22 protein-coding genes and 1 pseudogene are annotated in these 26,327 nt (G+C 63.9%); 10 read left to right on the top strand and 13 right to left on the bottom strand.

What is annotated here, in order from left to right; genetic code table 11:
• Positions 1-24: 24 nt before the first annotated feature.
• A complete protein-coding gene (locus tag ACWF5H_RS01735; protein WP_452035315.1) occupies positions 25-1,266 on the bottom strand; it encodes a M20 metallopeptidase family protein in 1,242 nt (413 codons plus the stop codon).
• Positions 1,267-1,384: 118 nt separating this feature from the next.
• Here ACWF5H_RS01735 and ACWF5H_RS01730 point away from each other — a divergent pair, with 118 nt between their 5' ends.
• The 3 genes and pseudogenes from ACWF5H_RS01730 to ACWF5H_RS01720 all read left to right on the top strand — a co-directional run bounded on the left by ACWF5H_RS01730 (position 1,385) and on the right by ACWF5H_RS01720 (position 5,245).
• Complete coding sequence (locus ACWF5H_RS01730) at positions 1,385-2,386, top strand: Lrp/AsnC family transcriptional regulator (RefSeq protein WP_452034430.1); 1,002 nt, start codon at positions 1,385-1,387, stop codon at positions 2,384-2,386.
• 122 nt (positions 2,387-2,508) lie between these two features.
• Positions 2,509-3,905, top strand: a pseudogene (locus ACWF5H_RS01725) (IS1380 family transposase).
• A 383-nt stretch (positions 3,906-4,288) separates the two neighbouring features.
• Positions 4,289-5,245 carry a formylglycine-generating enzyme family protein gene (locus ACWF5H_RS01720; RefSeq protein WP_452034428.1) on the top strand — a complete coding sequence of 319 codons (957 nt, stop codon included), beginning with the start codon at positions 4,289-4,291 and terminating at the stop codon, positions 5,243-5,245.
• A gap of 43 nt (positions 5,246-5,288) precedes the next feature.
• Here the strand turns inward: ACWF5H_RS01720 and ACWF5H_RS01715 are convergent, their stop codons facing one another.
• The gene (locus tag ACWF5H_RS01715; RefSeq protein ID WP_452034427.1) at positions 5,289-5,930 is read right to left on the bottom strand and encodes a TetR/AcrR family transcriptional regulator; all 642 of its coding nucleotides are present in this window, start codon (positions 5,928-5,930) and stop codon (positions 5,289-5,291) included.
• 309 nt (positions 5,931-6,239) lie between these two features.
• Here ACWF5H_RS01715 and ACWF5H_RS01710 point away from each other — a divergent pair, with 309 nt between their 5' ends.
• The 6 genes from ACWF5H_RS01710 to ACWF5H_RS01685 all read left to right on the top strand — a co-directional run bounded on the left by ACWF5H_RS01710 (position 6,240) and on the right by ACWF5H_RS01685 (position 12,922).
• Positions 6,240-7,826, top strand: coding sequence for an amidohydrolase (locus ACWF5H_RS01710; protein WP_452034426.1), 1,587 nt, complete (start codon positions 6,240-6,242; stop codon positions 7,824-7,826).
• Between the two features lie 41 nt (positions 7,827-7,867).
• Positions 7,868-8,854, top strand: coding sequence for an ABC transporter substrate-binding protein (locus tag ACWF5H_RS01705; RefSeq protein WP_452034425.1), 987 nt, complete (start codon positions 7,868-7,870; stop codon positions 8,852-8,854).
• A 30-nt stretch (positions 8,855-8,884) separates the two neighbouring features.
• Positions 8,885-9,652 carry an ABC transporter permease gene (locus tag ACWF5H_RS01700; protein ID WP_452034424.1) on the top strand — a complete coding sequence of 256 codons (768 nt, stop codon included), beginning with the start codon at positions 8,885-8,887 and terminating at the stop codon, positions 9,650-9,652.
• On the top strand, positions 9,649-10,428 hold the full coding sequence (locus ACWF5H_RS01695) for an ABC transporter permease (protein ID WP_136787816.1): 780 nt from the start codon (positions 9,649-9,651) through the stop codon (positions 10,426-10,428). Before ACWF5H_RS01700 ends, ACWF5H_RS01695 begins: the two co-directional genes overlap by 4 nt.
• 89 nt (positions 10,429-10,517) lie before the next feature.
• A complete protein-coding gene (locus tag ACWF5H_RS01690) occupies positions 10,518-11,327 on the top strand; it encodes an ABC transporter ATP-binding protein (RefSeq protein WP_452034422.1) in 810 nt (269 codons plus the stop codon).
• The gene (locus tag ACWF5H_RS01685; RefSeq protein ID WP_452034420.1) at positions 11,324-12,922 is read left to right on the top strand and encodes a sulfatase family protein; all 1,599 of its coding nucleotides are present in this window, start codon (positions 11,324-11,326) and stop codon (positions 12,920-12,922) included. The genes ACWF5H_RS01690 and ACWF5H_RS01685 overlap by 4 nt, the downstream gene beginning before the upstream one ends.
• Before the next feature lie 456 nt (positions 12,923-13,378).
• On the opposite strand, the gene ACWF5H_RS01680 is transcribed toward ACWF5H_RS01685, so the two are convergent.
• From ACWF5H_RS01680 to mobC, 5 genes are all read right to left on the bottom strand, one after another.
• Positions 13,379-14,473, bottom strand: a complete 1,095-nt coding sequence (locus tag ACWF5H_RS01680) for an ATP-binding protein (RefSeq protein WP_452034418.1) — start codon at positions 14,471-14,473, stop codon at positions 13,379-13,381.
• A 173-nt stretch (positions 14,474-14,646) separates the two neighbouring features.
• Positions 14,647-14,946 (bottom strand): hypothetical protein, encoded by a 300-nt coding sequence (locus tag ACWF5H_RS01675; RefSeq protein ID WP_452034416.1) that lies wholly within the window; start codon positions 14,944-14,946, stop codon positions 14,647-14,649.
• Between the two features lie 128 nt (positions 14,947-15,074).
• Positions 15,075-16,310: a hypothetical protein gene (locus ACWF5H_RS01670; RefSeq protein WP_452034414.1), complete on the bottom strand. Its 1,236-nt coding sequence runs from the start codon at positions 16,308-16,310 to the stop codon at positions 15,075-15,077.
• Positions 16,311-16,341: 31 nt separating this feature from the next.
• Positions 16,342-17,973 (bottom strand): relaxase/mobilization nuclease domain-containing protein, encoded by a 1,632-nt coding sequence (locus ACWF5H_RS01665; RefSeq protein WP_452034412.1) that lies wholly within the window; start codon positions 17,971-17,973, stop codon positions 16,342-16,344.
• 4 nt (positions 17,974-17,977) lie between these two features.
• Positions 17,978-18,283 carry a plasmid mobilization relaxosome protein MobC gene (gene mobC, locus ACWF5H_RS01660; protein WP_452034410.1) on the bottom strand — a complete coding sequence of 102 codons (306 nt, stop codon included), beginning with the start codon at positions 18,281-18,283 and terminating at the stop codon, positions 17,978-17,980.
• 323 nt (positions 18,284-18,606) lie between these two features.
• On the opposite strand from mobC, the gene ACWF5H_RS01655 reads away from it, so the two are divergent.
• Positions 18,607-18,918, top strand: a complete 312-nt coding sequence (locus ACWF5H_RS01655; RefSeq protein ID WP_452034409.1) for a hypothetical protein — start codon at positions 18,607-18,609, stop codon at positions 18,916-18,918.
• Between the two features lie 1,125 nt (positions 18,919-20,043).
• On the opposite strand, the gene ACWF5H_RS01650 is transcribed toward ACWF5H_RS01655, so the two are convergent.
• From ACWF5H_RS01650 to ACWF5H_RS01625, 6 genes are all read right to left on the bottom strand, one after another.
• Entirely contained in the window at positions 20,044-20,256 is a 213-nt protein-coding gene (locus ACWF5H_RS01650; RefSeq protein ID WP_452034408.1) for a hypothetical protein, read from the bottom strand.
• 22 nt (positions 20,257-20,278) lie between these two features.
• Positions 20,279-20,554, bottom strand: a complete 276-nt coding sequence (locus ACWF5H_RS01645) for a DNA/RNA non-specific endonuclease (protein WP_452035313.1) — start codon at positions 20,552-20,554, stop codon at positions 20,279-20,281.
• 178 nt (positions 20,555-20,732) lie between these two features.
• On the bottom strand, positions 20,733-22,454 hold the full coding sequence (locus tag ACWF5H_RS01640; RefSeq protein WP_452034406.1) for an ABC transporter substrate-binding protein: 1,722 nt from the start codon (positions 22,452-22,454) through the stop codon (positions 20,733-20,735).
• Between the two features lie 122 nt (positions 22,455-22,576).
• Entirely contained in the window at positions 22,577-23,731 is a 1,155-nt protein-coding gene (locus ACWF5H_RS01635; RefSeq protein ID WP_452034405.1) for a class II histone deacetylase, read from the bottom strand.
• Between the two features lie 30 nt (positions 23,732-23,761).
• Positions 23,762-24,811, bottom strand: a complete 1,050-nt coding sequence (locus ACWF5H_RS01630) for an ABC transporter permease (RefSeq protein ID WP_452034403.1) — start codon at positions 24,809-24,811, stop codon at positions 23,762-23,764.
• Entirely contained in the window at positions 24,812-26,323 is a 1,512-nt protein-coding gene (locus ACWF5H_RS01625; protein WP_452034401.1) for an ATP-binding cassette domain-containing protein, read from the bottom strand.
• Positions 26,324-26,327: the final 4 nt, after the last annotated feature.

The raw sequence follows: 26,327 nt of genomic DNA, 5'->3' as shown, positions 1-26,327 counted from the left end.
GGGCAGGGGAAGGGAAGTCAGGGGTCAGGCGGACGCGAGGCGTTCGAGCGCCAGGCGTGCGTAAAGTGCACTGCCGTCGGCCAGCACGGCGTCGTCGAACACTGCGAACGGCGAATGGTTGTAGGCGGCCTTGGCATAGTCGGTGCCTGCAGGCACGGCGGAGAGGAACAGGAACGCGCCCGGCACCTCGGCCAGGACACGGGAGAAATCCTCCGAGCCGGCCAGCGGATTGGCCAGCTCCCGGTAGCGCTCCGGGCCGAACAGCTCTTCGACGGCGCGCCGCGCGAACGCGGACTCGGCGCCGTCATTGAAGGTCAGCGGATACTCCTCGATGTACTCGACCGTGACCTCCAGCCCGTGGCCGTCGGCGATGGCTCCCAGCAGTCGCGGAATCGAGGCTTTCAGCCGCGTTTTGGCCTGCGCGGAGAAGGAACGGATGGTCGCTTCGAAGCGGGCCGTGTCGGGGATGACATTGCGCTTGGTGCCCGCATGCAGCATGCCGACGGAAAGCACGACCGGGTCGAACACATCGAACTGGCGGGTGATCATGGATTGCAGCGCCATGATCATTTCGGCAGTGACCGGGACCGGGTCCTTGGCAGCGAACGGCGCAGAGCCGTGCCCGCCGGCACCATGTACGGTGACGACGAGTCCGTCAGAAGAGCTCATCACTGGGCCCGGACGGGAGAGGACGGCACCGCTCTCGCCGAGGGCGCTCATGACGTGCAGTGCGTAGGCGGCATCCGGGCGGCTTCCGGCGGCTTCTAGGACGCCTTCGCGGATCATGACACCGGCTCCGTCGAAGCCCTCTTCGCCGGGCTGGAACATCAGGACGACATCGCCGCCCAGCTGGTCCTGCCGGGACGCGAGCAGGTTCGCCGCGCCCACTAGCATCGCGGTGTGCAGGTCATGGCCGCACCCGTGCATGGCGCCGGGAATCTCTGAGGCGTACTCAAGGCCCGTCTTCTCCTGTACCGGAAGGGCGTCCATGTCGCCGCGCAGCAGCACTACCGGGCGCTCCGCTCCGCCGGCCGGCGTTCCCGCCGATCCTCGCAGCACTGCCGTGACGGACGTGGTGTCCGTGCCCGTGAAGATCTCATAGCCCAGACCGTCGAGGGCGGTGAGAACCTTCTCCTGGGTGCGCGGAAGCTCCAGGCCGATCTCCGGCTCGCGGTGCAGGCGGTGGCGGAGGTCGGCGATATCGCCGGCCAAGGCCGCCGCGTCTTCGCGCAAGGCGACGGTCAGATCGGCGGAGGATGCGGGCAAAGCCAAAGCGGCCCCTTTCGCTGGAAAACAGATCCCTCGAGTGTGACGTGGTCCGGCTCACCTGACCTCACAACGTGGGAAAATTGCATTGTCCCCTCTCCAAACCGAAGGATCCTGCATGGAACTTCCTGCAGAGGAGCTTGAACTGGTTCATGCCCTCCAGCTCTCTCCCCGTGCCACCTGGGCCCAGCTCGGATCCGTGCTGGGCCGGCATCCCGCGACCCTCGCCGCCCGATGGGAACGGCTGCGCTCGGACGGCCGGGCCTGGGTCACCGGCCATATCGGAACCGCCGAAGGCCAGACATGCGTCACCTTCATCGGGCTCGATTGCCGCCCCGGGCACCGGAGCAAGGTACTGGAACGCCTATGTGCCGTCCCGGAGATCGGAACCATCGAGGAAGCGGCCCGGGCGTGGGATCTGCGGCTGACCGTCCTAACGCGCAGTTGGGAGCAGGTAGCAGGGCACGTGCTGCCCATGGTGCGCACTGATCCTGACATTCTGCGCAGCCAAGTGACGCTGGCAACCAGACTTTACGCGGCCGGGAACAACTGGAGGCTGGATGTCCTGTCCCCCGAGCAGCAGCGGCGCATTGCTGCCTTGCATCCGGGCGTGGTCCGTCCGCCCGGAGCTACGCCTCCTACGCTGCCACAACTGATGTCCGTGTTGGCCCGCGACGGGCGGGCTACAGCAACCGAGATCGCGTCCGAAACGGGTACGCATCCGACGACGGTGGCCCGGCACCTGCGCCAGGCCCTCGAAACGGGCCTGGTGGCGTTGCGCTGCGAACTCGCCCAGGATTACTCGGGCTACCCCCTCGGGTGCCAGTGGTACGTGCGCGTTCCGCCTGCGCAGTTGGAGGCCGCGGTCAGCTACCTGCAGTCCCACCGCACACTGCGGCTGTGCGCCGCCACCACCGGAGACGCCAACCTGACATTTTATCTCTGGCTGCGCACCCCCGGTGCCATCGCCGACGTGGAAGCCGGGCTCCAGCAGGCGGCGCCGGGAGTACAGGTCATCGAGTCCGATATCGGGGTCCGTACGCACAAGCGCACGGGATGGATGCTGAACGAGGATTCCACCGCCACCGGCGAAGTGATTGTCGGCACCGATGTGGCCTAAGCCTTGATCCACCGATCCGATTCGGGGTGAGATCGGCGTTTTAAACGGGAGATGCCCGTCTTTTGAAGGAAACTTGGCTTACCACAGTCAAAATTCCGACCTCAAGAGAGGGCATCCCGTAGATGCAACTTTCCCATACCCCCGGCTCGATGTCAGTTTCCTTCGACGATGCCAACCTCGTGTCGACCGCCGGACTGGTCCCGGTCATGGCTTTGGCCCGGGAAGCCGGACTGCAGGAACTGGCCGACGAATGGCTGAGCGTGCCAACTGACAAAGGCGCGAACGCCGGCCTGAAAGTCGCCTCGCTGATCGCCGGCATGACCGCCGGCGCCGACTCGATCGATGACATGGGCCTGCTGCGTCACGGCGGGACGGGCAAACTGTTCAAGGCCCGGTACGCGCCCTCGACTCTGGGGTCGTTCCTGCGCGCGTTCACGTTCGGCCATGTCCGCCAGCTCGACGCGGTCGCTTCCCGTTTCCTGGCCGGGCTGGCCTCCCGGGCCCCGGTGCTTCCGGAAACGAACGGCGGCTACACCTTCGTGGACGTCGACGACACGATCATTGAAGTCCATGGCTACGCCAAGCAGGGCTCCGGCTACGGCTACTCCGGCGTGCGCGGACTGAACGCGCTGCTGGCCACCGTCAGCACCACCGGCTCGGCGCCTGTAATCGCAGCGCAGCGGCTGCCCAAAGGAGCGGCAAACTCAGCCCGCGGGGCCGGGAAACTGGTCACCGAGGCCCTGGCCACTGTGACGAAGACCGGCCCCGGCGCCAAAGTGCTGCTGCGTGCCGACTCGGCATTCTACGGTCGTGCCACGGTCGCCGCGGCGATGAAAGCCGGCGCCGATGTCTCGGTGACCGTGCGCATGGACCCTGCGGTCAAACGCGCATTACCGGGATCGGCAAGGATGCGTGGACACCGATCGAATACACCGACGCCGTCTATGACGAGAGCGCCGGAGCCTGGATCTCCAAGGCCGAGGTCGCGGAAATACCGTTCACCGCGTTCAGCTCACGGAAGATCGCCGAACGCGTCCCCGGCCGCCTGATCGTCCGACGGATCCCGGAACTGAACAGACAGGCCGGTGACGGGCAGGGCACCTTGTTCGATACCCACCGGTTCCACGCCTTCTTCACCACCGCAGGTGCCGATTCGATGGATACGGTTGCCGCTGACAAGACCCACCGCGCCCATGCGGTAATCGAGCAGGTCAACGCAGACCTGAAGGACAGCGCACTGGCGCACCTGCCCTCGGGCGTTTTCAGCGCGAATGCTGCCTGGCTGGTACTGGCCGTGATGGCCTTCAACCTCACCCGGGCAGCCGCCGCCGTGGCCGGAAACGGGCTGGCGAAAGCCAGAACCGGCAGCATCCGCCGGAAACTGATCAACATCCCCGCCAGAACAGCTTCCAGCGCCCGGAAGATGCTGCTTCACCTGCCCAAAGACTGGCCCTGGGAAACCGCCTTCACGAACCTTTTCGCAGCCGTCCTGAAGCCACCAGCGGCAGCACCGGCCTGAGCGGCCATCACACCGTCCGACCGACACGAAACCCAGTGGAACTCTCCCGGCAGCGAGGCCGGCAACTCCACCACGCCCTCAACCGGCTGAAATCACCCGCACCGATTTGGCCGCGACCGCAACTGCTGATCGGTGGATCGAGGCTAAGCGCGCCCGCCCGAAACGGTGGGGGAGAGCGATGGGTAGCTCCTCATAGGATTCAGCCCCCGCATAAGCCGGCCGACTGGCTTGCGGGCGCGGTGGGCCAGCGACACCGTCGCGCGTCAGTCAATCGCGCGGGTTCAAATACTTTGCGGGCTTTTCATCTTTGATGAAAATATTGTGCAGAGTCTGTACTCCCTCGAGCTGTAAGGGACAAGGAGGTTGCGATGGATTGTTGCGGTATGCCTACGCGTACACCAGGGCACGAGCAACCGGATGCGGCGTCTCGTCCTGCCGCTGCTCCGGCCCCTGGCCCGGTGCGCCTTGGACTCGGAGTGCAGGAGCCAGCGGTGACCTGGGAAGTCAGCATTCCCGGAGGGCGGTTCAGCATGGGCGATCACCACGGGGAGGGCTATGTGCCGGATGGTGAGAGACCGGTCCACGCAGTTGTTGTCGACGGTTTCCGACTGGACAGCACGGCCGTCACCAACGCGCAGTTCGCGGGATTTGTTGAAGCGACCGGCTATCGGACGGAATCCGAAAACTACGGATCCTCCGCGGTGTTCCACTTGCAAGTGCGGGCCGAGGCACAGGACATTCTGGGGCAGGTATCGGGGACACCTTGGTGGCTGAATGTTCGCGGTGCCGACTGGGCGCACCCTCACGGGCCCCTTTCGGACTGGCAGGAGATCGCGGACCACCCGGTGGTACAGGTGTCGTGGAACGACGCCGAAGCGTACTGCCGGTGGGCCGGGCGGCGGTTGCCCACGGAGGCCGAATGGGAGTATGCCGCCCGAGGGGGACTCGACGGTAAACGTTACCCGTGGGGCGATGAGCTTTACGGTCCTTCGGGAGAGCACCTGTGCAATATCTGGCAGGGCGAGTTTCCGGCGGCGAACACGCTCGAGGACGGGTATTTGGGCACCGCTCCGGTTCGCAGTTTTGAGCCGAACGGATTTGGCTTGTATGAGGTCAGCGGGAATGTGTGGGAGTGGTGTAGCGACTGGTTCCTGCCGAAGTATTATCTAAAGGCCTCGAAAGAGAACCCGCAGGGCCCCACGATTGGCCGTGGCCGGGTGATGCGTGGTGGTTCGTTCCTTTGCCACGACTCCTACTGCAACCGCTATCGCGTTGCGGCGCGCAGCTCCAACAGTCCTGAGTCCGCCAGCAGCAACTGCGGATTTCGCACCGCTGCCTGAAGCAGCGCGGTTCGGCAAGCGCAGCGGGCAGGAAAACCCCGGCCTAGCTACGTTTCCCTGGCTCCCCGGCGTAAACAAAGGACCCGGCCACGCTAGCGGCGAGCATTTCCACTAACGCCGCAGAACGATCCATGTCAGGGTCGGCCAAGTGCTGCATGCTGATGCCATCGATGCCGGAGATGAACAGTCGGGCTGCAAGCTTGAGGTTTGACGGGAGAGGTTCACCCGCATTGCGGGCTGCCGTTTCGAACAAATGGCAAGTGGACCTGATCCAGCCCTCGTACATGGACCTGTTGCGGGCCAGTGCAGCCGGCTCTTCGTCGGGGTTGACCCGAAACCGGCGCAGCAGAAGCTCAAACGTCGTGACCTGCTCATGGGGTTCGGCTAGCATGCGTTCCCATACCCGGCGGGCATGGGCGAGAACCACGGACTTCAAGCCTGCGTCGGAAGCGGGGACAGGAGGCAGCGCCTGGGCATAGTCACGGCTGAGGTAGTAGTAGACCTCTTCCAATAACTCGTCCTTACTGCGGAAGCAGTAGTGCAGCGAGGCGAGCGGGGCGTCTGCTTCCGCGGCGATGCGGCGGGTCGTGGCCGCACTGAGCCCGTCCTGGGCGATCACTCGCGCTGCAGAACGGACAAACTGGAGCCGACGTTCGGCTGTGGGGACTCGGGCCAATGCATTCACCTCCGGCTCAATAGTTCGATCCTAGCGGCCGCGGAGGCGACATATTTCAGCTGGCCAGCCGTGAGCTGCCGCGGGATTCCAGTCAAGTCTAGAACGACTTTTCCCAAAAAGGTGGTCAAGTGACCAAGTCATGCGACATACTTTCTCGAAGTAGTAACCCCGATCACATGAGGAGCCGCTGTGGGCAGCAGTCCAGAAGCTGCAGGGAAAGCCGACCTGATGGTCGTCAACGGCTCCCTTCCGTATGCCCAGACGGGTGCCAGATTCAATATCGCGGTCAGCGGCGGCCGGATACAGAGGGTCGGGGGAATGGACGTCTTGGAGGCAGTGGACGCAGGAACGCGGGTCATTGATGCCGATGGCGGGGCGGTTCTGCCAGGGATCAACGATGCGCACCTGCATTTCTTTTCCTCCGCCATGGTCCGGTTCGGACACCTGAACGTCGACAGTCAAGCGGCCGACAGTTGGGCTGCCGTGACCAAGTTGATCGAAGACTGTCCCGCAGGCGCGGATGGCTGGATCAGGGCACACGGCTGGGACGAACTGCATTTGGGGCCAGGCGGCTCGGCTGCCATTCAAAGTTGCCGCCCGGGCATCCCCGTGGTGGCCTTCGACAAAACCGGGCACCAGCTGCTGGCGAACCGCACTGCCCTGCAGCGGGCCGGCATCACGGCATCAACTCCCGCGCCCGCGGGTGGAATCCTCGAACGTCACGACGACGGGACACCCACCGGCAAACTCGTCGATGGCGCCACGGAACTGATGACCCGGGTACTTCCCGATTTGCCCGTTGGAACGATGCGCAGCGCAGCTTTGCAGTTCCAGCGCTTCCTGCACGCACAAGGCATAACCTCACTGACCGAGCCGGGACTTGGCCCCGGAGCGGGAGGACTGCTCGATGGCTCCGGCACTACTGCCGCCTTGGATGTACTGGCGGATCTCGCCCTGGACGGCACGTTGAGCCTGAGGATCAACACCCTGCTGCTTTTCGCCGGCACCGGCGGTGTCAGTGCCGCCGCGGTGCGTGCCGGACTGGAATCCGGGCTTCAGCAGACCTTCCGGGACAAGGGCATCGACCCTGCCCGGTTGCGGATTGCCGGGGTAAAAGTGTTTGCTGACGGCACGCCGCGCAGCGGCACCGCCTGGATGAGCGAACCCTACGGACACAGCTGTAAGCACGGTTCTCTCGTAGTCGCGGGCGCCAACGATGCTGAACGCGTAGCCGAGCTGGACGAGATCATCCGACTGATCGAATCAGCTGAGCTGCAGGCGGGCATCCACGCTACCGGGGATGCTGCAACAGCAGCAGCCGTCACGGCGGTTATCCGTGCCCAGCAAGGGGGTGCCGGCACCAACCGGCACTACATCATTCACGGCTCGTTCGCCTCCAACGCCTCGCTGCCGGCCTTCGCGGCGAACGGCATCGGCTACAGCACGAATCCGATGATCCGCTTCGGCGGCGGAGCCATGCTTGAGGGCATCCTCGGGCAGGAGCGGTTTCGGCGGCACCAGCCGCTGGCGTCCGCTGCCCGGGAAGGCGTTAAATTCAATCTCGCGTCGGACTCCCCGGTGACTACGACCGACTGGCGCCGGACGATGCTCGCGGCGATCACCCGTGCCACCGTGGACCATCCTGGTCCGGTTCACGACGGTGAGGGAGTCGGTTTGCGTCAGGCCTTGGCCGGCATGACGTCGCTGCCGGCCTGGCAGGACCACGCCGAGCACATGAAGGGCAGCGTGCGACCTGGCATGGCCGCAGACCTGTGCATCCTGGATGGCGCGTGGCCGAATGACGACGAGCCCGACGAGTTGATGGAGCGCCACGTCATGTGGACCGTCAGCGCCGGTCAGGTTGTCCACGAACCGGCAGCGGTGCCGGCAACCGGGTTTTTCTAAATATCCACAGCACTATCTACTGATCTACCAAAGGAGAAACGATGCGAAGCAAACTCCCTATCGCGTTGGCAGGCGTCCTGGCACTGGGGCTGTCCGCCTGCAGCACGGCAGCGTCTGATACCGGTTCCGATGCCGCTGGCACAACAACCCTGAAGGTCTCCACGATCGGACTCACTTCGGATGCCGGGCTGATGCTCGGCATCGACAAGGGCTTCTTCAAGGACGAGGGGCTGGAGATCGAGGTGTCCACGGTTGCGAACCCGCCGGCTGGCATCGCGGCGGCTCAAAGCGGCCAGATCGATCTGGCCTACACACCGACCATCCCGCTGCTCAACGCCATGAGCCAAGGTGTGCCGTTGAGCATCGTCGCAGCAGCCGACGGCTATGAAGACGGGGCAATCAACGGTGATGACCTCACCACCGTGGACGACACCGGTCTGGTGGTGGCCAAGGACGCCGGCATCGCCAGCCCGAAGGATCTGGAAGGCAAATCGGTGGCCATCCCGGCCCGGAAAGCACAGCTGGAAGTGACCGTCAGCAAACTCATCAAGGACGACGGCGGGGACCCCGCCAAGGTCAACTGGATGGTGCTGGACTTCGCTTCAGCCGTGCAGTCGCTGAAACAGGGCCGCGTTGATGCGGCTGCACTGGTCGCCCCGTTCATTGGCAGCGCCCAGGAAGCCGGCGGGGTCCTCCTGGCGTCGCCGGGGATCGAATTCTTCCGCGAAGGCGCTGTCGGCGTATGGGTTGCGGGGCAGTCGACGGTTGACGGCAAGCACGAAGCGCTGGCCAAATTCCAGACCGCGATCAATAAGGCCAATGCCTACGCGAACGAGAACACGGACGAGGTGCAGGCCAAGGCGGCCGAAGTGACCAAGCAGCCGCTGGAGGACATCCAGAGCGGTACCGACACCTACTGGCCCACCGAGGTGCGGGCCGCCGACGTCGAACGCGTCAACAAGGCTCTGGTCGAACTCGGGTTCCTGACCGAAGAAGTGAACCTGGATCAGGTCCTCTTCACCAAGTAACAGAGAAACCGCGCAACCAAGGAGTCACGGATGAAGCTACACCCATTGCTGGCGGGGACCATGGGTCTCCTCGCGGCCGGGGTGCTGTGGGAGGCGGTGGCGGTCGGCCCAATGGCCGGCACCGCCCTCCCCAGCCTCAGCAGCACCCTGCAGACGTTGGTGTCCGACGCCTCCGGTCAGGAATTCTGGACTAGTACGCTGCAGACAGTCGGGGTGGCGCTGCTGGGATTGACGGCGTCTGCCGCCGGTGGGGTCCTCCTCGGCGTTCTCATCGGCAGCTTCCCCTCGGCACGCTATGCCACGTTGGCCGTGGTGGAGTTTCTCAAGCCGATTCCGCCGATCGTGGTCCTGCCGCTCGTTGTGCTGATCTTCGGTCCGACGCCGACCATGGCATGGGTGCTGGTCATCATCGGCTGCCTTGTGCCGATCCTGATGCAGACCATTTCGGGTGTCGACGACACTGATCCCGTGGCCCGGGACACCGCGCGGTCGTTTGGGATGGGGCAAGCGGAGATCCTGTTCCGCATCGTTCTGCCCAGCGCACTCCCGTTCATCGGGACCGCGATGCGGATTGCGGCACCGATTTCCCTCGTCGTTGCGGTTGTGGCCGGCCTTCTAGGCGGCGGCCCTGGCCTGGGCAGAAGCATCTTCCAAGCCCAGGCCGCCGGCAACTATCCATCCCTGTACGGGCTGGTGCTTGTCCTCGGGTTCCTCGGTCTGTGCTTCATCGGCGGTTCCCGGGCCATTGAGCGGCGCTTGCTGCACTGGCATGAATCCTATCGGGAGGTCTCGGTATGAGCATGAGGAAGCAGTTCTATATCGGCCTCGGTATCGGTACGCCCGTGCTGTTGCTCGGGCTCTGGTTTCTCCTCTCGGCGGGCTCCACCAACACGTTCTTCCCGCCGCTGTCCACCATCCTGGTGCGATTCCAGCAGCTGTGGGTTTTCGACCACTTCGCCTCGGATGTGCTTCCCAGCCTGGCAAATCTGCTCATCGGATTCGCGGTGGCGGCCATCGCCGGCGTCGTGCTCGGATTCCTCCTGACCTTCATGCCGCGGCTACGTGGCTTCGTGGACCCGGTCATCCATCTGTTCCGCAGCATCCCGCCGGTCGCACTGATCCCGATCCTGATCTCGCTCCTCGGCTTCGGCGTGGAAATGAGGGTTTACAGCATCGCGCTGGCCGCGGTGTTTCCCACCTTGATCGCCACCATGGACGGGCTGCGGAGTGTGGATTCGACGCTGAAGGACGTCAGCTCCGTCTACCGGCTCAGCCTCCCGGAGAGAATCACCCAAGTATATTTTCCGGCTGCCAGCCCGCAGATCGCTTCCGGACTTCAGGTCAGTCTGCAGACAGCGTTCGTGGTGATGATTGCCAGCGAAATGCTCGGTTCCTCCCAAGGCATCGGTGCCATGACGCTGCTGGCACAGCAAAGCTTCATGATCTCGGACATGTGGGCCGGGATCCTGCTGCTCGGAGTGATCGGCTTCCTTACCAACATGGTCTTCGAACTGGGCCGACGGCGGGTGCTCGCCTGGTACATCGGCTCCCGTCGCCTCGCTAGGAGTAACTGATGTCCACCGCCCACGCAAGGCCAACCAAGACCACTCACCGTTCACGCCGCGCCCACGCCGGCCCAATCGACCACCGGGACGAAACAGACATGACAGACATAACGATGAAAGACCAGCAGCTGGGCCCGGTTCCGCCCCGGCTGGACGTGGCCGGCCTATCCAAGACCTACGGCTCTGGCCCGCGCGCCAAGACCGTCATCGAAGACCTCACCTTCACAGTGGAGACCGGCGAGATCGTCTGCATCGTCGGGCCGTCCGGTGTTGGCAAGACCACCCTCCTGAAGTGCCTTGCCGGGCTGCATCCTGTCAGCTCCGGGGCTGCGGCCATCGACGGCCGGCCCATTGATGGTCCGCCTGCGGAGATGGCACTGGTTTTCCAGGACTACAACCGGTCGCTGATGCCTTGGCTGACGGTGCGCAAGAACGTCCGGCTGCCGCTGCGCCACCTGCGTCTCCCCGCGGTCGAACTGAATCAGCGGATTGATACGGCGCTGGAAGCTGTTGGCCTGACTCAAGCCGCGGCCCAGTACCCTTGGCAACTGTCCGGTGGCATGCAGCAGCGCGTGGCAATTGCGCGGGCATTGGCCTACCGACCGGAGATCCTCATCATGGATGAGCCGTTCGCCTCCGTTGACGCCCAGACCCGGTTCGAACTCGAAGACCTGTGCCTGAAAATCCGTGACGACTTCGGTATGACCATTCTGGTGGTCACCCACGACATCGACGAGGCTGTCTATCTCTCGGACCGTGTCGTGGTGCTCGGCGCGAAGCCCGCGCGGGTCCTCGACGTCGTCGACATCAATCTGCCCTCACCGCGGGACCAGATCAGCTCGCGTGCCCTCAATGAGTTCGCCGAGCAGCGGACCAAAGTCCTATCGATGATCCGGAAGCCGGTATGACCGCCGCACCATCGGTCCGCCCGAACGTACTCGTTCTGATTGCCGACCAACTTCGGGCCGATCATCTGGGTTTCGCCGGTAACTCCACGGTTCGCACGCCCAACCTGGACCGGCTTGCCGCGGAGAGCATGATCTTCACCGAAGCCACGGTTACCAATCCCACCTGCATGCCCAACCGGGCAAGCCTGCTGACCGGCCGGTGGCCATCGGCGCACGGCACCCGGTTCAACGGCATACCGCTGGATCCGGACGCCAACAATATGGTTCGGCAGCTGTCCTGTGGCGGCTACCTGACGACGGCTGTGGGTAAGCTGCACCACCAGAACATGGGCTGGGACTTTGAACCGGTGCAACGCGCCGAAATCGAGAAGACGGATCCGCTGCTCCTTGACCCGACTGCCGCGGACGCGCGTTCCGTCCAACGCCCAGACGGCTGGGACCAGTGGGAGAACCGTGCAGCCCACGACCAAGGATTCATCCCATTGCCCGACGACTACTATGGCTACCGGCAGGTGGATCTCGTGGTTGGGCATGGCGACCGGCCCGGCGGGCACTATATACATTGGGCACGCGAGCGGGGCATCGATCCGCTGGCCGTCGGCGGAGTAGAGAACTCAGAACGGCGCTTGCCCGGGTGGGACCAGGTGTATGAGACAGCCATCCCGGCAGAAGTGCATCCCAGCAGCTATGTGGGGGAGAAAGCGGTCGAACACTTGGCGGAATTCGCGCAGGCGGATGATCCCTTTTTCATGTTTGTTTCGTTTCCGGATCCACACCACCCGTTCTCACCCCCGCAGGGGTACGCGGACATGTACTCGCCGGACCAGGTGGAACTGCCGATCGGCTTCTACCAGGACCACGCGAAGTCGCCGCCGCATATCCGGGAGATGTTCCAACGCCGCGGCGAGCCCAACGAAGATCCGACGATGACGTTCGCCGCGAACGAGGTCCAATACCGGCAGGCCGCGGCGGCGCAGTACGGCCTGATCACGCTGATGGACGAGCAAATCGGCCGGATACTGACAGCCTTGGAAGTCCAGGGGCTGGCGGAGAACACCATTGTCGTCTTCACCAGCGACCACGGTGACCTGTTCGGGGACCACGGACTCATGCTCAAGCACTTCAGCCACTACCGCGCTGTCACCAACGTACCGCTGACCATTAAATCCCCTGGAATCAGACCCGGCGCATCCCACGCCTTGGTTTCCACGGCTGACTTGGCACCAACTCTGCTCGAACTGACCGGGGCAAGGGCCTACCGCGGAATCCAGGGACGGTCGCTGGTGCCGCTGCTCGAACGTTCCCAGGACTCGGTCCGTGACTCCCTGATCATCGAGGAAGACCAGCCCTTCGGCCTGCCGGGCCTGCCCGGCCCCGTCCGCACCCGTTCAATCCTTACGAAAGACGGACGCTTCACCAGATACTTCGGCACGGACATCACCGAACTCTATGATCACCAAACAGACCGCGAGGAGCTCAACAACGTTGCAGGACAACAAAAATACGCAGACCTGCAGGAGGATCTGACTAAAGCGATGCTTGAAGGAATCGCCGAATTAGCCGATGCGGGATCCGCACCAACGGCAGCGGCATAGTACGGGCCACCGAGGTCTCACATTGACGGCAGCCGCCAAGGCTGGTCTCGTAGCTACTTCCACTCCCGTTCTTTAAACGCCGATAAGCTACCTTATGACAAGTAATTGCCTGAGGCAACGGCGGGTAGCCCTTGTCGCTTCAAGCCCTGAGCCTGGTCTACCACGCTAGGAAGCGGCGGCCCTCCCCGTTCAAGAGGGCCGCCGCTGTCATATCTCAGTGGGCCACATCCCGCCAGTTGGGACTGGCGGGCCGTTCGCATGAGGAGCCACTGGTCCCACGCTGTCACCGCATTTGGGAAACGTCCAGCCTCTCGCGCCCTTACGCAGTAAACCGACGAGGAATCAGGCTTGGAATTGCCGATAGGGAAACGGAATTTCATCGGAAGTTCCGCATTATTCCAAGCCGCTCCAGGCTGCCCAGAGGTGTAAGAAAAATTCGTGCAGCAATCCGTCAGGTCATGATTGAAGGTGTTCGCGCAGGCCGGGGATGGCGAATTTCACGAGGCCGTGTCCGGCTGCTTCGATCAGGCCGGCGTCAATCAATCTTGCGCGGTAGTTGCCGACCGTGTTGCGGGCGTCCCCGAGCCGTTGTCCGATGTCGGCGGTCCTGGAGGGGCCGTCGTCCTCCGCCATCGCGTAAAGGAACTCCCGGTCCTTGGGTGACGCCGAGGCCAGAGCCGCCTCGATGACCATCCGGGTGTTACGCCGGCGCGCGGCCGCCACGGCCAGACGGACCTCCTGGTCCCCTAGCGGCCGCCCGGTGGACTCGGCAATCTGCCACAGGTGATAGCCGACCAGCTGAATCAGGAACGGATAGCCGCCGGTGGCTACAGCCGCGCCGTGCAGGAGTTCTGGCTCTATCGGGTGTGCCAAGGAGGCAAAGACGTCCCGATACGATGCCTCGACCTCCTCCACCGCCGCCGCGTGCAGGTCAATCCGGTCAGCACGCCGCAGAAAGGTGGCCACGCCCTCGTCCAGCAGGTCAGAGACCGCTGCCGGCAGACCCGCGAAGACCAGCGCCACTGGCAATCCGGCACGGATGAAATGCTGCACAGAAGCGGCCAGCTGCGCCAGCTCGTCCCGATTGGCCCCGTGAATCTCGTCCAGAGTGATCGCCAGCCCGGTTCGCTGAGCGTCCAACAGTCTCAGCAACTGCTCCCCCAGCTGACGCCAGCCGGTCTGCTGCTCGGGAGGAAGTTCGGTCTGAACTGAGAACCCGCCGAGCCCGATCCCCGTGATCCTGCGGCCCGCCGGGCCGGGCCCAAGCTCTTCGGTGAGCTGGCGCATCACCTCGCCGATCCGCCCAAGAAACCCGCGCGTGGCCGTCTCGGAAATCACCGCCCAACCGGCCGCGCGAGCGGCGTCCTCTGCCTCGCCCAGCATCACAGTCTTGCCCACACCGCGGGCCCCGGTAAAGATAGTCAATAGGCCCGGGGCACCGGACCGGATCCGCAGCCCATACACGAACTCGTCCAGCAGGCCCGCCCTGCCGACCAGTTGCGGCGGTTCTGCTCCCGCGGTAGGCCTGAACGGGTTAGGAAGCGCTTCCATATGCACCTTGTCAGTGAACCTTTGTGAACATTGTGAATTTGAGTGTACATGGTGATCTTGCATGAGCCTGCGAGGTGTAGGGCAATTTCGCGGCCTGCCGTGGCCACTTCCCTGTCTGCGGCGCGCCCACTCTGCGGGCGGCCCACCGACCATAGCGGAGGCCCAGAGCGGTGTCAGGCCGGTGACCGGCCCTCGGCGTCCCCGACGTCGCGGTCTGAGGCTCCCATGTGTTTGGCCAGCTCGACGGCTGCATTCAGCTCCCTTACGGCTTGGCGAAGCCTTGCCGCGCGGTCCCGTACCAACTCCAGTGGGTCTTCCAGCAGCCAACCGCGGCCGAGCATCTCGTCATCCGTTGCGTCCTCGAAGGCATCCCCGAGGAGCTTGTATGCCCGCAGCATTCGGGAAGCCTCGTCCGGGTCCAGATCATCAAAGTCGTTCGTGTCGCTCGGGCCGGCGTAGGGATGCTCTCTCATCGACCGGCAGCCTTCCCGCTAGAGCTTCTCGTCCTGGGCATGAAGATCATTCTTGCACCGGCTGACTCGTCCTGCGGCAGCAGAATCCTCGTGGGCCCTAGGCTGAACGTGCCGTCCCTGGCCCTTGATCAGCGGCTCGGCCTGCTCTTGGTCCGCTCCGCGCCCATGGCTGCCGCGGGTCGGGTCTTTTTGGCTTTGGCTACGCCTCTACTTGCGGTGACGGCTGCGCCGGGGTGTGCGCCCTCGCTGCGTTCCGCAGCGACACGTCCCCGGATTTGGGTTTCGTTGGCGCCGGTAGTGGCAAGGGAGGCGGCGAAGGCTTCCTGGCGCTCTGCTGATCCATAGTCCACGGCGGATGTGCTGTCCGTCTTCAGGCTTTGGTCATCGAGCCGACTGCTGTCGTTGTTGCCGGTGACGCGGTTCTCGATGTCGTGGCCAACGCCTTCGAGGCGGGTGAAGAGTTCCTTCTCGGCTCGCTCGTAGCGCTGTTCCATCGACGCGGACTGGGAACCGGTGAATCCGCCCTCCGCCAGCAGCCTGGTCTCGCGCATCTCCTTCGCGGCTTTGACGAACGCGGGATCCTTGAAGTGCGAGTCGCCGGCCCCGTTGACGGTGGTCGCGGTTTCTTGGCGCAGCTGGTCAATATCGGGTCCGTTGATCCCGTCCTTGCCGATCAGGAACAGGCGTTCCATAATCCTGGCATCGGCCGCTGCCACGGCGTTGGGGGTTTTCGCGTTGTGCGCCCGTTCCAGGGCTTGGGCTAGCTCGGGGTTGGCCAGGTACTCGACGGGTACTTGGTGGCGTTCCATTTCAGGGGCCAGTTTCTGGGCCTGGGTGCGGAGTTCTTCGGCATGGGCCGCTGCGAGCAACTGCATGGCCTTCTCGTGTTCGGCGGCCGCCTTGCGCGTCTGGTCCTGGCTGGCGGCCAGCGCGTCCTGCCGGGCCTTTTCCGTGGTGATGGTTTGGAGATATGACTCCAGATAGGCGCCGTCCTTACCGACGTCGTGTGTGTCGATGGCGTAGCGTGTCAGGACTTCCTGGCGGATTTTTTCCGAGGCTGCCAAGGCGGCGGGGTCGTGGTCTTTCCAGCCCTCCGCGACGGCATGCGCGGCGGCGATGTCATGGGACTGGGCTTTGTCCCACCACTGGTCTTTCTCCACTGGTGCCAGTGCGGCGCGCGCGGCGCTGCGCTCAGCTGCCAGGCGTGCCCCGGCGTCGTGTGCTGCCTGGGCGTCCGCGTGTTCCTGCTGCCGCAGGGATTCCTGCCGGCGTCGGGCAAGGGTTTCGGCAATGCGGGAGGCGATCAGCAGGGCCTGCCGCATTCCGTTGTCCAGGACATCATCCATTCCGTCTGATTCACTCATGGTGTTTCCCTTATCCCTTGGCGTGGTCTTTTTAGCGGTCGAGTACAGGTCCGGACCCGCGCCCGGTGTGTTGGCTGGTTCTTGCTGGGGTTGGAGTGGTCGGCACGGCCGACCCCGGGCGGGTGGGTGCCATGCCGCGCAGGCCAAGCTCCACCGACTTCAGTCCAGTCGTCTGCCCTGGTGCTGCCTGCTCCGGTGAGCCGGCCGTGACGGGTCGGGGCATGGTCGCTGCGAACGGTTTCAGCTGCTCGGTGACGACGGCGCGGATCCGTTGCGCTTCTCTCGTTCTTCCGGACTGTTGGTGCATCTCATGGATGGCGAAGGCAGTGTTGACCAGTTGCAGCATGAGCGCTGACTGGGCGGCCGTTTTGTTCTTGCTCGATGCCGCCATGAACAGCATCGCCGTCCCGGCGATGGACGGCAGGGGGGCGGGTTTTCCGTGTGCCTTGGGGGTCCGGAGTTGGGCTGTGCGGGACAGTTCAGCCGCGGTGGCCGCCAGCGGTCCGGGTGTTGGTTCCAGGCGGTGCGACCACGCCGAGAATGCACCGGATACTTCCCGTGCAGCTTTCGCCCACGTGGCGTGATCATCATGCGGCAGTGCCCGCAGCTGCTCGACCAATGCGGTTGCGTTACGGGTGTACTCCACCCACGCTTCTGCCGGCGGAATGGTCTTCTCGGGGCCGGTCCTGGATATCTTGCGCTTGTTGCGTGCGGCGGCGTTCCATTCGGCTGCTGCTTCCGTCGCCGACTGTGGCGAGTCCGTCCATCCTTCACGCAGTGCGGTGAGCTTGAGGTCGGAGGCGAGGGTGCCGCCACCGAACCAGATAGGCCTCTCCCCCGGTCTGGGCCGTTCGGCTACGGAGTACCCGACGATGACGTCCGTGGTGTTTTTCGCGTAGCGCGGCCGGACCAGTAATCCGGTGTCGCGGGCGCGGCGGACGAACTCCGCCTCGGATACCGAGGCGCCGGCGCTGGCACGCACCTTCCGTGCCAGTGAGGACCGGTGCATTTCGCGCTCATCCCTGACCGCGGTGGCCTTTTCGGCACGATCGTAGCCGCGGGCGGCGTGCACGGTGGAGAGCTGTTCCAGCCCGTACTTGGCTTCCAGTTCGCGGCAGGTGTTCTGTGCACGCTTGTAATCGCCATGGGTGGAGGCTTTGGTGCCGTCCTCGCGGACCAGTGACACCGCGATGTGGATGTGGTGGTTGCCGTTTTCGCTGGTTCCGTGGTTGATCGCCGCCCACCGGCACTGCGCCTTGCCGCTGGTCTCGGTGAAGCCCATCGCGTCCACGAAGTCGTTGGCGATATCGCCCCACTGCTGATCGGTCAGGGCTCCTTCTTCGGCGCGCAGGCTCAGCGAGCAATGCCACACGTCGGCCTGCTTATACCCGTTCTCCACCCGCCGCTTCGCCGCCTGGTCCCAGCGGAAGTCTTTCTGCCGGACCTCGACCCCGTAGACCCTGCGCGGCTGGTCCAGATGCTTCGCGATCGCCAGCACGTCGGCGTGGTCCAGGACCCCGTCGTCGTACCACGCCATGATCGCCGCATCACCGGCGACCAGGTGCGGATCCGTGTGCGCGTTCTTCGTCTTATCCGCATCCGTTGACGCCAGATACACCAGCAGCCCGGCCATTCTCGAGCCGCGGGTAATGTTCGGAATCATCTCCCTACATCAGCCCCTCGACAGCGCGATCGATCCGCCCCGCCACCTGACGCACATACCCCAACACCGCCGCCGCATCCTGCGGGAAGTCCTCCCCCGCGTTGGCATGCCGGGCGATCTGGTTCACGTTGTTCGACACCCGCGCCAACAGGGTGTGCAGGGCCATCAGCTCCGCCATCGCCGCCTTGCGCTCCGTGGGCGTCTCGGCTGACTCGGACAAAGCAGCGGACATCAGCAGGTTCGGCACCGTCACCCGCTCACGCGCAGCCCGGGCAACCAGCCGGGCCTCCTCCTCAGCTGTCACCCACACGGTGCGCCGCTTCTTAGAACCCGCCGGCGCGTTCTCCCGCCGCCGCTTCCCCAAACGGCCGCGCACCACCGGTTCCTCAACCAACGCGCTTTCACCGCCCTTCCCAGCGACCCTCCGAATGCCCAGCGCAGCGACCCCGGAACCCCGGGGACCACACCCCCAGTGTGCCCGACCCGACAATAAATGTCGAAAGGTTTCACCACTTACAGGTACGTAAGTGTATAGCTTGCTCCGCCGGAGCTGATTTCCAGGGGCCCGACGCCCTGGGGCCCTGGGCCGTTTGGGAGATCTGGTTTGTCGTGCCGTCCGGTTAGGCTGGCACCATGGCTACCCTCGATATTGAGCAGACACGTAACCAGGCCCGCGCACTCTTGGACTCGCGGATCGAATCCGTCACCGCACTGGTGAAAACCCGCCAACGGATCAGCGACCTCAAAGAACAACTCGCCGAAGCCGAACGCGACGACAAGCGCGCCTACGTGCGCGCCACCAAGGACGGCTGGAGCCCCGAGGAACTCAAAAAGCTCGGACTCGAAACCGGCGCCGCCGGCCGCCGCAAGAAAGCCGCCGGCCGCACCGCCGCAAACGATTCCGAGACGCGAACCGAGAGCGCCGCGACACCGGCAGGCCAGTAGCGTTTCCCCTCGCCCACCTGTGCACGGCAAAAGCTAAATCCTCCGGGCTTTTCCCGCACACACCTGGACGACGGGACCCAGCCGTCCGGCTGCACACAACCGCCAGGTCACCACCGGTCCCGACCCTCACCACCGCACCCCGGCGGTCATGCACAGCCTCCACCCCGGGGCGGTCGCCAGCGGCAGACCTCCCCTTCGTCCGAGGCGTCACGCGCCCGACGCCCCGTATTGCGGGGCCGGTTCCTAATAGCCTTGGACATTGCCGGTCGAGGCCGGCGGAGACACGAGAAGGCCGGCACCCTTTCGAGGTGCCGGCCACAACCGCCCTGGTGTGGAGGCTGTGCCTCCGGCACCAGCGTTGGGGGGTGCGTGGACAACAGAAAAGAGCCGGCTTGCGGGCCGGCGCTTTTCCGCTCCCCGAACAGAGGAAGTCCGTGGTCCGCACGCAGCGGAATGTTGTCTCGAACACGCCCCGCGCATTTAAGCGTGGCGCCCTTGGGTCCCGCCGCGAGTGCCTCTTAGCCCGCCGGGAGCTGCAGCACTTTGTTGCTGACTGGTGGCTGCGTCGAACGGCGGTCCGCCCCTTCGGAAGGGTTTCCGGCCAACACGCCAGTGGGTGCCCCGAGGCCGTTGGCGGGGGGAGCTAGGGCTGCGCCTGTGGGCGGGTTCCCGGTCTCGATGCAGATGGCGCAACCGAGAGGCGACCGTGAAGATTTAGACCATTGACCGTGAGCAGGATGACGCGTTGCACCAGGCCCTTCCACTCGAACAGACCGCTCGCAGGCTGCTGGCTTATCTTGAGCAGGACGACCCCGAGGCACAAGCCGTGGGTGGGTGGGGCGGCTCTTGGTGACCGGCCAGCGGCCCCCTTCTCCCCCGTTATTTTTTGTTTCTGGCAAGCTCGCTTGCTCGGCCCCCTACGCAGGCCCGTCACCCCGTAGGGCAAGGGGGAGGAATTTCCCCAAGGAAATCAGCGATGAAGGAGCGCCGGAGGGACATTTCCCACCGCCGCAGGGCCCCGACGAAGGAGGGGCCGGACGGGCCGGAGCCGGCGCCTAGCATCCACAGGAATCTCAATGATGTTGTCCACGGATTTCTGGTGGTGCCGCTCTCGCGGGACGTCGGTCAGTTCGCCCAGTTCCGGTGTCTGGTCCACCACGTATTCGACGGCCGCCAGCTCTCCCTGGGGGATGAACACGGTGACCTTGAAGAAGCACAAGGGATCTCCACGCCCCGATACGCGGGATCTTGGGCGCTGAAAATCGGCCCGGTGAAGACGACGACCCTGTCGCGGTACTCGGCGGCATGCTCCTTCAGGTAAGACTCCAGGCCCAGCAACAGTTCGAGGCCCTGGTTGAAGTCAGCCGTCTAGGTGCGGCGTTGGGGTAGTGGAAGGTGTCTTCGTTAGCCTGCTTCGCCTCGGCGACCGCGTCGCCCCAGACCGGCGAGGCCTGCGGACCATGTGGCCGCGGTCGATGTCGTTCCGGGCGTAGACCCGCTCGCCCGTCTGCTGGTCAGGGGCCAGCCGGGGACCCCGCCGCCAGGGGGTCCCGGCCCGGTCCAGGCCCATGAGCTTGCTGCCGTCCATACCCATTCCTGTGACGACGGCCCGGCGCTCGTTGGCCCCAAACTGAATTGATCTGGCAATCTACGGAACGGAGCCGATCCAGCAGATCTGACAGTTCCGTGTCCGTTGGCTTCGGCGGCCCGATGGGCGGTGGTACCGCGCTGCAACGCCGGACGCATACCAAATTGCAACAAGGTGGGACGGTACAGTCTGTAAGCTGAACACGGTTTCGGTCCGTCGGTTCGGGTCACCGACCGGGTGGTAGTTGCAACCGGTTCATCGAGCCGAAGAGTGATGGACTGAGCACCACCGAGCGCCCGTCCTGGATCTGTGAGGTGATTAGCGGCTGACCCAGGGTCGGATCCGCTGTGCCGTCCGGGTAGCTGAGCGGGGACTGGCCGCCGTCGCCGAAGTAATAGATGCCGTTCAGCCCTCGGTGGATCTCCTCGCGCAGCACTTTGCATGTGCCCGCGGGCACGGTGCTGCCGTTGCGTGCCCAGCTCCAGGCCAACAACTGGACCTGGTCGTAGGCGGCGCTGGCCTGAGCAGGGCCCGGCTCAACCCCGAAGCGCAGCAGGTAATTACGCTGGAACCGGCTCGCCGAGGCCGAATCAGTGCGGGTAGTCACCGAACTCCACACCGCCCCGTTAGCCAAAGGTCCCAAGACATCTTTGAACCTGGGGATCGAGGCTCCATAGACGTAGTGCACCAGACCCGTGAAGTTGTGCTCCCTCAGCAGCCTGTGGAACAAGGCGATCTCATCCGGGATGAAGTGGGCAACCAGCACCACATCCGGTTTCGACTCCGAAATTTTCCGGGCAATCCGTCGCCAATCCGTTTGCCGGAACGGGGCAGATTGCTTCGAAGAAACGCTCCAGCCCACTGTGGACAATGCCTCCTCAAATCCGTTCCCTGTAATGTGTGCGCTCGAAGAGTCCATTTCCACGACCGCCACCTCGCGGTTGACAGGGACATAAGTCCGGCTGGAATCCAACTCCTGCAGGAAACGCCGGAATGCCATTGCATAGTATTTCTCTGACGGGCAGGTCTGGTAAATCATCCAATAGCGTTCTGGGCGGGACCGCACCAATTCAACGTGCTCCTCGAAAGTATCGAGGTGTAGGAAAGGCCGGCTGAAGTCAGCTGCCATGTCCAAAATGAATGGGTTCTCGGCGCTGATGTAGTTTGTCGTGATGGCATCCACGCCTGAATCGATCAACCGCTGCATGGCTGCCCGGACATCGACCGGATTGAACAAATCGGCATCGGCAACAATGTGCTCGATCGGACGGCCGGCGATGCCACCATTCAGATTGATTTCCTCGACGGCTAGGGCGGACCCGCGAACGAGCTCTTCGCCATCGTCGGTAGCATTGCCGGACAGGGACGCCAGAGTGCCCAGCAGGATCGGCCGGCGAATTGCTGGGAGTGCCACCAACGCACGGACCCGTTCGGGATTGCTGCTAAGCATCCGGGCAAATTTCTCCAGCCCGACGGCGGCGATTGGCGCCACCCCATCGACACCGCCAGGCACAGGCAAGGCAAGCAAGTTGCTATCCACTGTCATGGCGGCCAGGCCAGCGCGGCCACGCTGGTCCAGCTTTTGCAGCAGACGTTCGATCTGCGTGGAGACTGTCCGGGGACTGGTTCCAAGCCGTTCGGCGATCTCAATGTTGGTCAGGCCGAGAGACACGAGGGTCAAAACGTCGATTTCGCGTTTTGTGATCCCCTGCGGCAATACCACTTGGCTGGTAGTGACAAGAGCGTGATCCTGCTGGTCACCCCTGCCGCGGTGGCGCTCCATACGGACGGCAAGCCACATATCGTCAGCGCGATAAAGGAACTGTGCTTCGGGCCGGTTGACCAGCAGGAAACCCCGCGCGAACAGAACAAGCTCAGTAGTCGGTTGCTCACCCTTGAGGACAACCGTCTTTCCCTGGTGGTCCGCTGTGAACTCGGACTGGGACATTGTATGCCTGTTCCATTCGCCTAGAGCCATCCAGCCATTCTGCGTGCGTTCCACCACTGCCAACAAACTGGTGGTCGGGGTCCTGCGGCTGCCTCGAGTGAAGGCGGCCGGCGGGATAAAGCTCAGGCAACGGGTGCGGGTACTCTCCCGGCAAGAACGGCTGCCTGCTGGATCGCTTCCTCCTGCCAAGGTTCGACGAATCGCTGCGGGTAATTCTGGAAGAACACAAGGTAGGGATCGTCTACGGCCGACTTCACGCCAGTCAGTTCCTCAAGCACGGCCATGCCACAGAACGGGACATAGTGCGCCGAGTAGCCACCTTCGTGCGCGAATACCAGCTTGCCGCCGCTCAACTCCTCGGCGGCGTGGATGACCATGCGCGACATACGGCGGAAGCCGTCACTCGTGACCATCATTCGTCCCAAGGGATCAGTGGCGGCCGCGTCCATGCCACTGCCCACGATGATCAGCTCTGGTTCAAACCGCTGCAGCGCAGGAATTACTACGTGCTCCACGGCCCGCACATAGCCGCCGTCTCCCGTACCGGCCGGCAGCGGAACATTTAGAACGCTGCCCTCGGCTCCCGGTCCACCGGTTTCCTCTCGAAATCCGGAGTCCACTGGGTAGAGCCGGTCTTGGTGGAGCGAAATCGTCAGTACGTTGGGGTCGTCCCAGAAGACCTTCTGTGTTCCATTCCCATGGTGCACGTCCCAGTCCACAATGGCGATCCGCTTGACCCCGAACTCTTCCTGCGCGATCGTTGCCGCGATGGAGGTATTGGCTAGGATGCAGTATCCCCGACCCCGGTCCGGCTCCGCGTGATGTCCCGCTGGACGGACCAGCGCGTATGCATTGCTGACTTCGCCTGACAGGACCCCGCGGACAGCGTTGGCGACGGCACCAGCTGCCAGGCGGGCGATCCGCAGGCCCTGCGGTCCAAAATCCGCATTTTCTCCAGCGTCTCCTCCGGTAGGGTCCATTGCCTTGAGCCGGCGAAGGTATTCCGCCGTATGGACCCGGAGGATCTCCTCATCGGTAGCTTCGGTCGCATCCAGGCGCTTCATCTGCCTGTCGAAGCCGCTGACTTCCACGAGCGAAGCAAAACGACCCTTAGTTCCCGGCGAATCAAAGGCTTCGTAGGGCTGGATAAATCCGCCAGGGGGGAAAAACCCGGATCCGTTTCCGGTGTTGTGCCAGTTGAAGGCTTCATGCCAAATCCAACCAGTGGTCACTTGCTGCTCCTCGGTTCGAACTTCAAAATGATTCCACGGAATCACGGGGATGTGCTTGTTGGCCGCGCCCAAGGCTCAGGGCCGCAGCGCCAGCCCGGCGGGGGACTGAGTGTTCTCATCAGGGCGAGATCTTTCCGCCAAGGCCGCACGGCCTCGGTTTTCCCAAGACTTCTTGACGATCTTCTGGATGGATTCGTCGAGGGCGACCGCGACCACGAGAGTCAGACCCACAATGATTGTCTGCAGGAACGGGGATGCCTGCAAGAAGACCAGCCCGTTGCGCAGGACGCCGAAAAATAGCAAGCCGGCAACCACGCCACCGATACGACCACTGCCGCCGGCAAACGCGACGCCTCCCAGCAGGACCACGGTCAGCCCGCTCATTTCCAAGTTAAGGCCGATGGCAGGACTGACGGACTGAACCTTGGCGGCCAGCATAATGCCGGCCAGCGCGGATGACACACCGCAGGCCACAAACAGTCCGAAGCGAATCCTGGTCACCTTAATCCCCATGAGGAAGGCAGCACGCTGGCTACCGCCTACCGCATAGACTTCCCGACCGATGCGATGCCGGTTGAGCACATACCACGCCAAGACGATAGCGGCGACTAACATGGCTAGGCGAAGCGGCAGCGGCCCGATCGATGCCGTGCCGATCTCCCGGAATCCGTCCGGCAGCTCCGTCCTCGTCACGGTGCGCCCGTTGGTCATGAGCATCGCATACCCGCCCCACACACTAAGGAAGCCCAGGGTCACCACGATGGGGTTCAGCCCCAGGTAGGCCACGAGGAACCCGTTCAGCATGCCGGCCAATGCGCCGAAAAGGAGCCCTGCGGCGAACCCCAGAACAATCGAACCTGTTGCGCTCATGGTCAGCGCCGCATTGACAGCCGCAGCGGAAGCGACGGACCCGACGGACAGGTCCACGGCACCGGAAATCAGCAGCAGTGCCAAAGGCAGCGCGATGATTCCCAATTCGGCGACCTGCAGGAGGACGTTCATGGCATTTCCCGTGCTGAAAAACTTTGGGTTCAGCACAGAGAACAAGACAATGAGCAGGACGAGGGCCATGAAGATCCCGTTGCGCGCCGCAAAGGTCTTGATTTCGCCGACGGAGAGTTTCATTTAAGCGACTTCTTCCTTGGAGGATTTCGGATCAGACAGCTCGAGAAGGGCGGACAGCAGTTTGCCGCCAAACCCCGTTGTGCGGTCCACGGGGGCGATCCGGCCCCCATTCATCACGTAGGCCCGGTCGCACAGCAGGTCGATCTCATCGGATTCGGCCGAGGCCACCAGAACCGTTGTACCTTCCGCCGCCAAGGCACGGACGGCTTGGGCGATGTCTGCCTTCGCTCCGACGTCGACACCTTGGGTCGGCTGGGCGAGGAGAAGTACGCGCGGAAGGCGGGGAAACATCCACCGGGAAATCAAATGCTTCTGCCTGTTGCCACCGCTGAATTCGTCAATGGGGGCGCTGCTTCCGGGTCCCAAAATGTTTAGTGCGCTCCGCGCGCGGGCGTAGACCTGCCGGCCAGCCTTGGGCCCGATCCAAAATCCCCTGTGGTTTCCCTCGCGGTACCAGGGCAAGAAGACCGTGTCCAAAGCCGATGCTCCCGAGATCAGGCCGTCGTTTTCCCGGTCCGCAGGCACCAAATGGATCCCGTGTCGGATGGCCTGGGCTGGGGAGGCAATGGCAACCGGGCGACCGCCGAGCCTGAACCCGAACCTGTGATGAAGCCCAAACATGCTCTCGAGCAGTCTGAACTGCTCGCCGGCTGCCATCCCAAAAAGGCCGACCACCTCTCCTGCCCTGCAGGAGAGGGCCGCGGCCGGTTGCTCGCACCCGATGGACTCGGGTCCCCCCGTGCGGGCAGCAACAAACCTGTCGACCTTCGCGTCCGGCGCCAGGGCCTCAGCCAAGGTCCGTCCGTCGAATTGCGTGGCGGGGCCGTCCACCTCTAGACGGCCGGACCGTAGCACCAGTATTCGCCGACAGACATCGAGAATATCCGGAAGTCGGTGCGACACATAGATGACAGTCACTCCCTCCGCTGCCAGGTTCCGGATCAGGCGATGCAGCGCTACGGTCTCGGCGCGGCCGAGCGCTGCGGTTGGCTCATCCAGCAGCAAAATCTTCATCTCGCCGCGCAACATCCCCCGGGCGAGATCCACCAGTTGGCGCTCTCCGAGGGACAAAGTGCCTACGATCCGGTTCAGGTCGAAGGTGGCACCGACCCGGGCAAGCGCCCCGTGCGCAGCGCCAATCCGGTCCTTGCGAAACAGTTCGGGCTGTCCAAGGAAGAGATTGTCGATAATGCTCAGGTTCGGTGCCAGAGCCGGTTCCTGGTGGATAACGGTAACCCCCAGCCTGGCCATGTCCATTGGGGTGGAACGGGCACCCACCCGGACGCCGTCAATGAGGAAATGACCTGAGGAGGCTGGGAACACTCCGGAAACAACATTGAACAAAGTGGATTTTCCCGCTCCATTATGTCCTAGCAGCCCCACGATTTCACCAGGTGCGATGCCAACGCTCAATGACTCAAGCGCCCGGGTGGCCCCGAATTCCACGGTCAGCGATCTTAGTTCCAGGCGGACCGCATCAGTGGCCACTGACGGGCCACCTGCTTCAGCCATATGC

It is taken from the genome of Arthrobacter sp. NPDC055138 (assembly GCF_053607305.1).
Note: the sequence above shows the minus strand (reverse complement) of the source record. Positions and strands in the feature narration are given on the sequence as shown.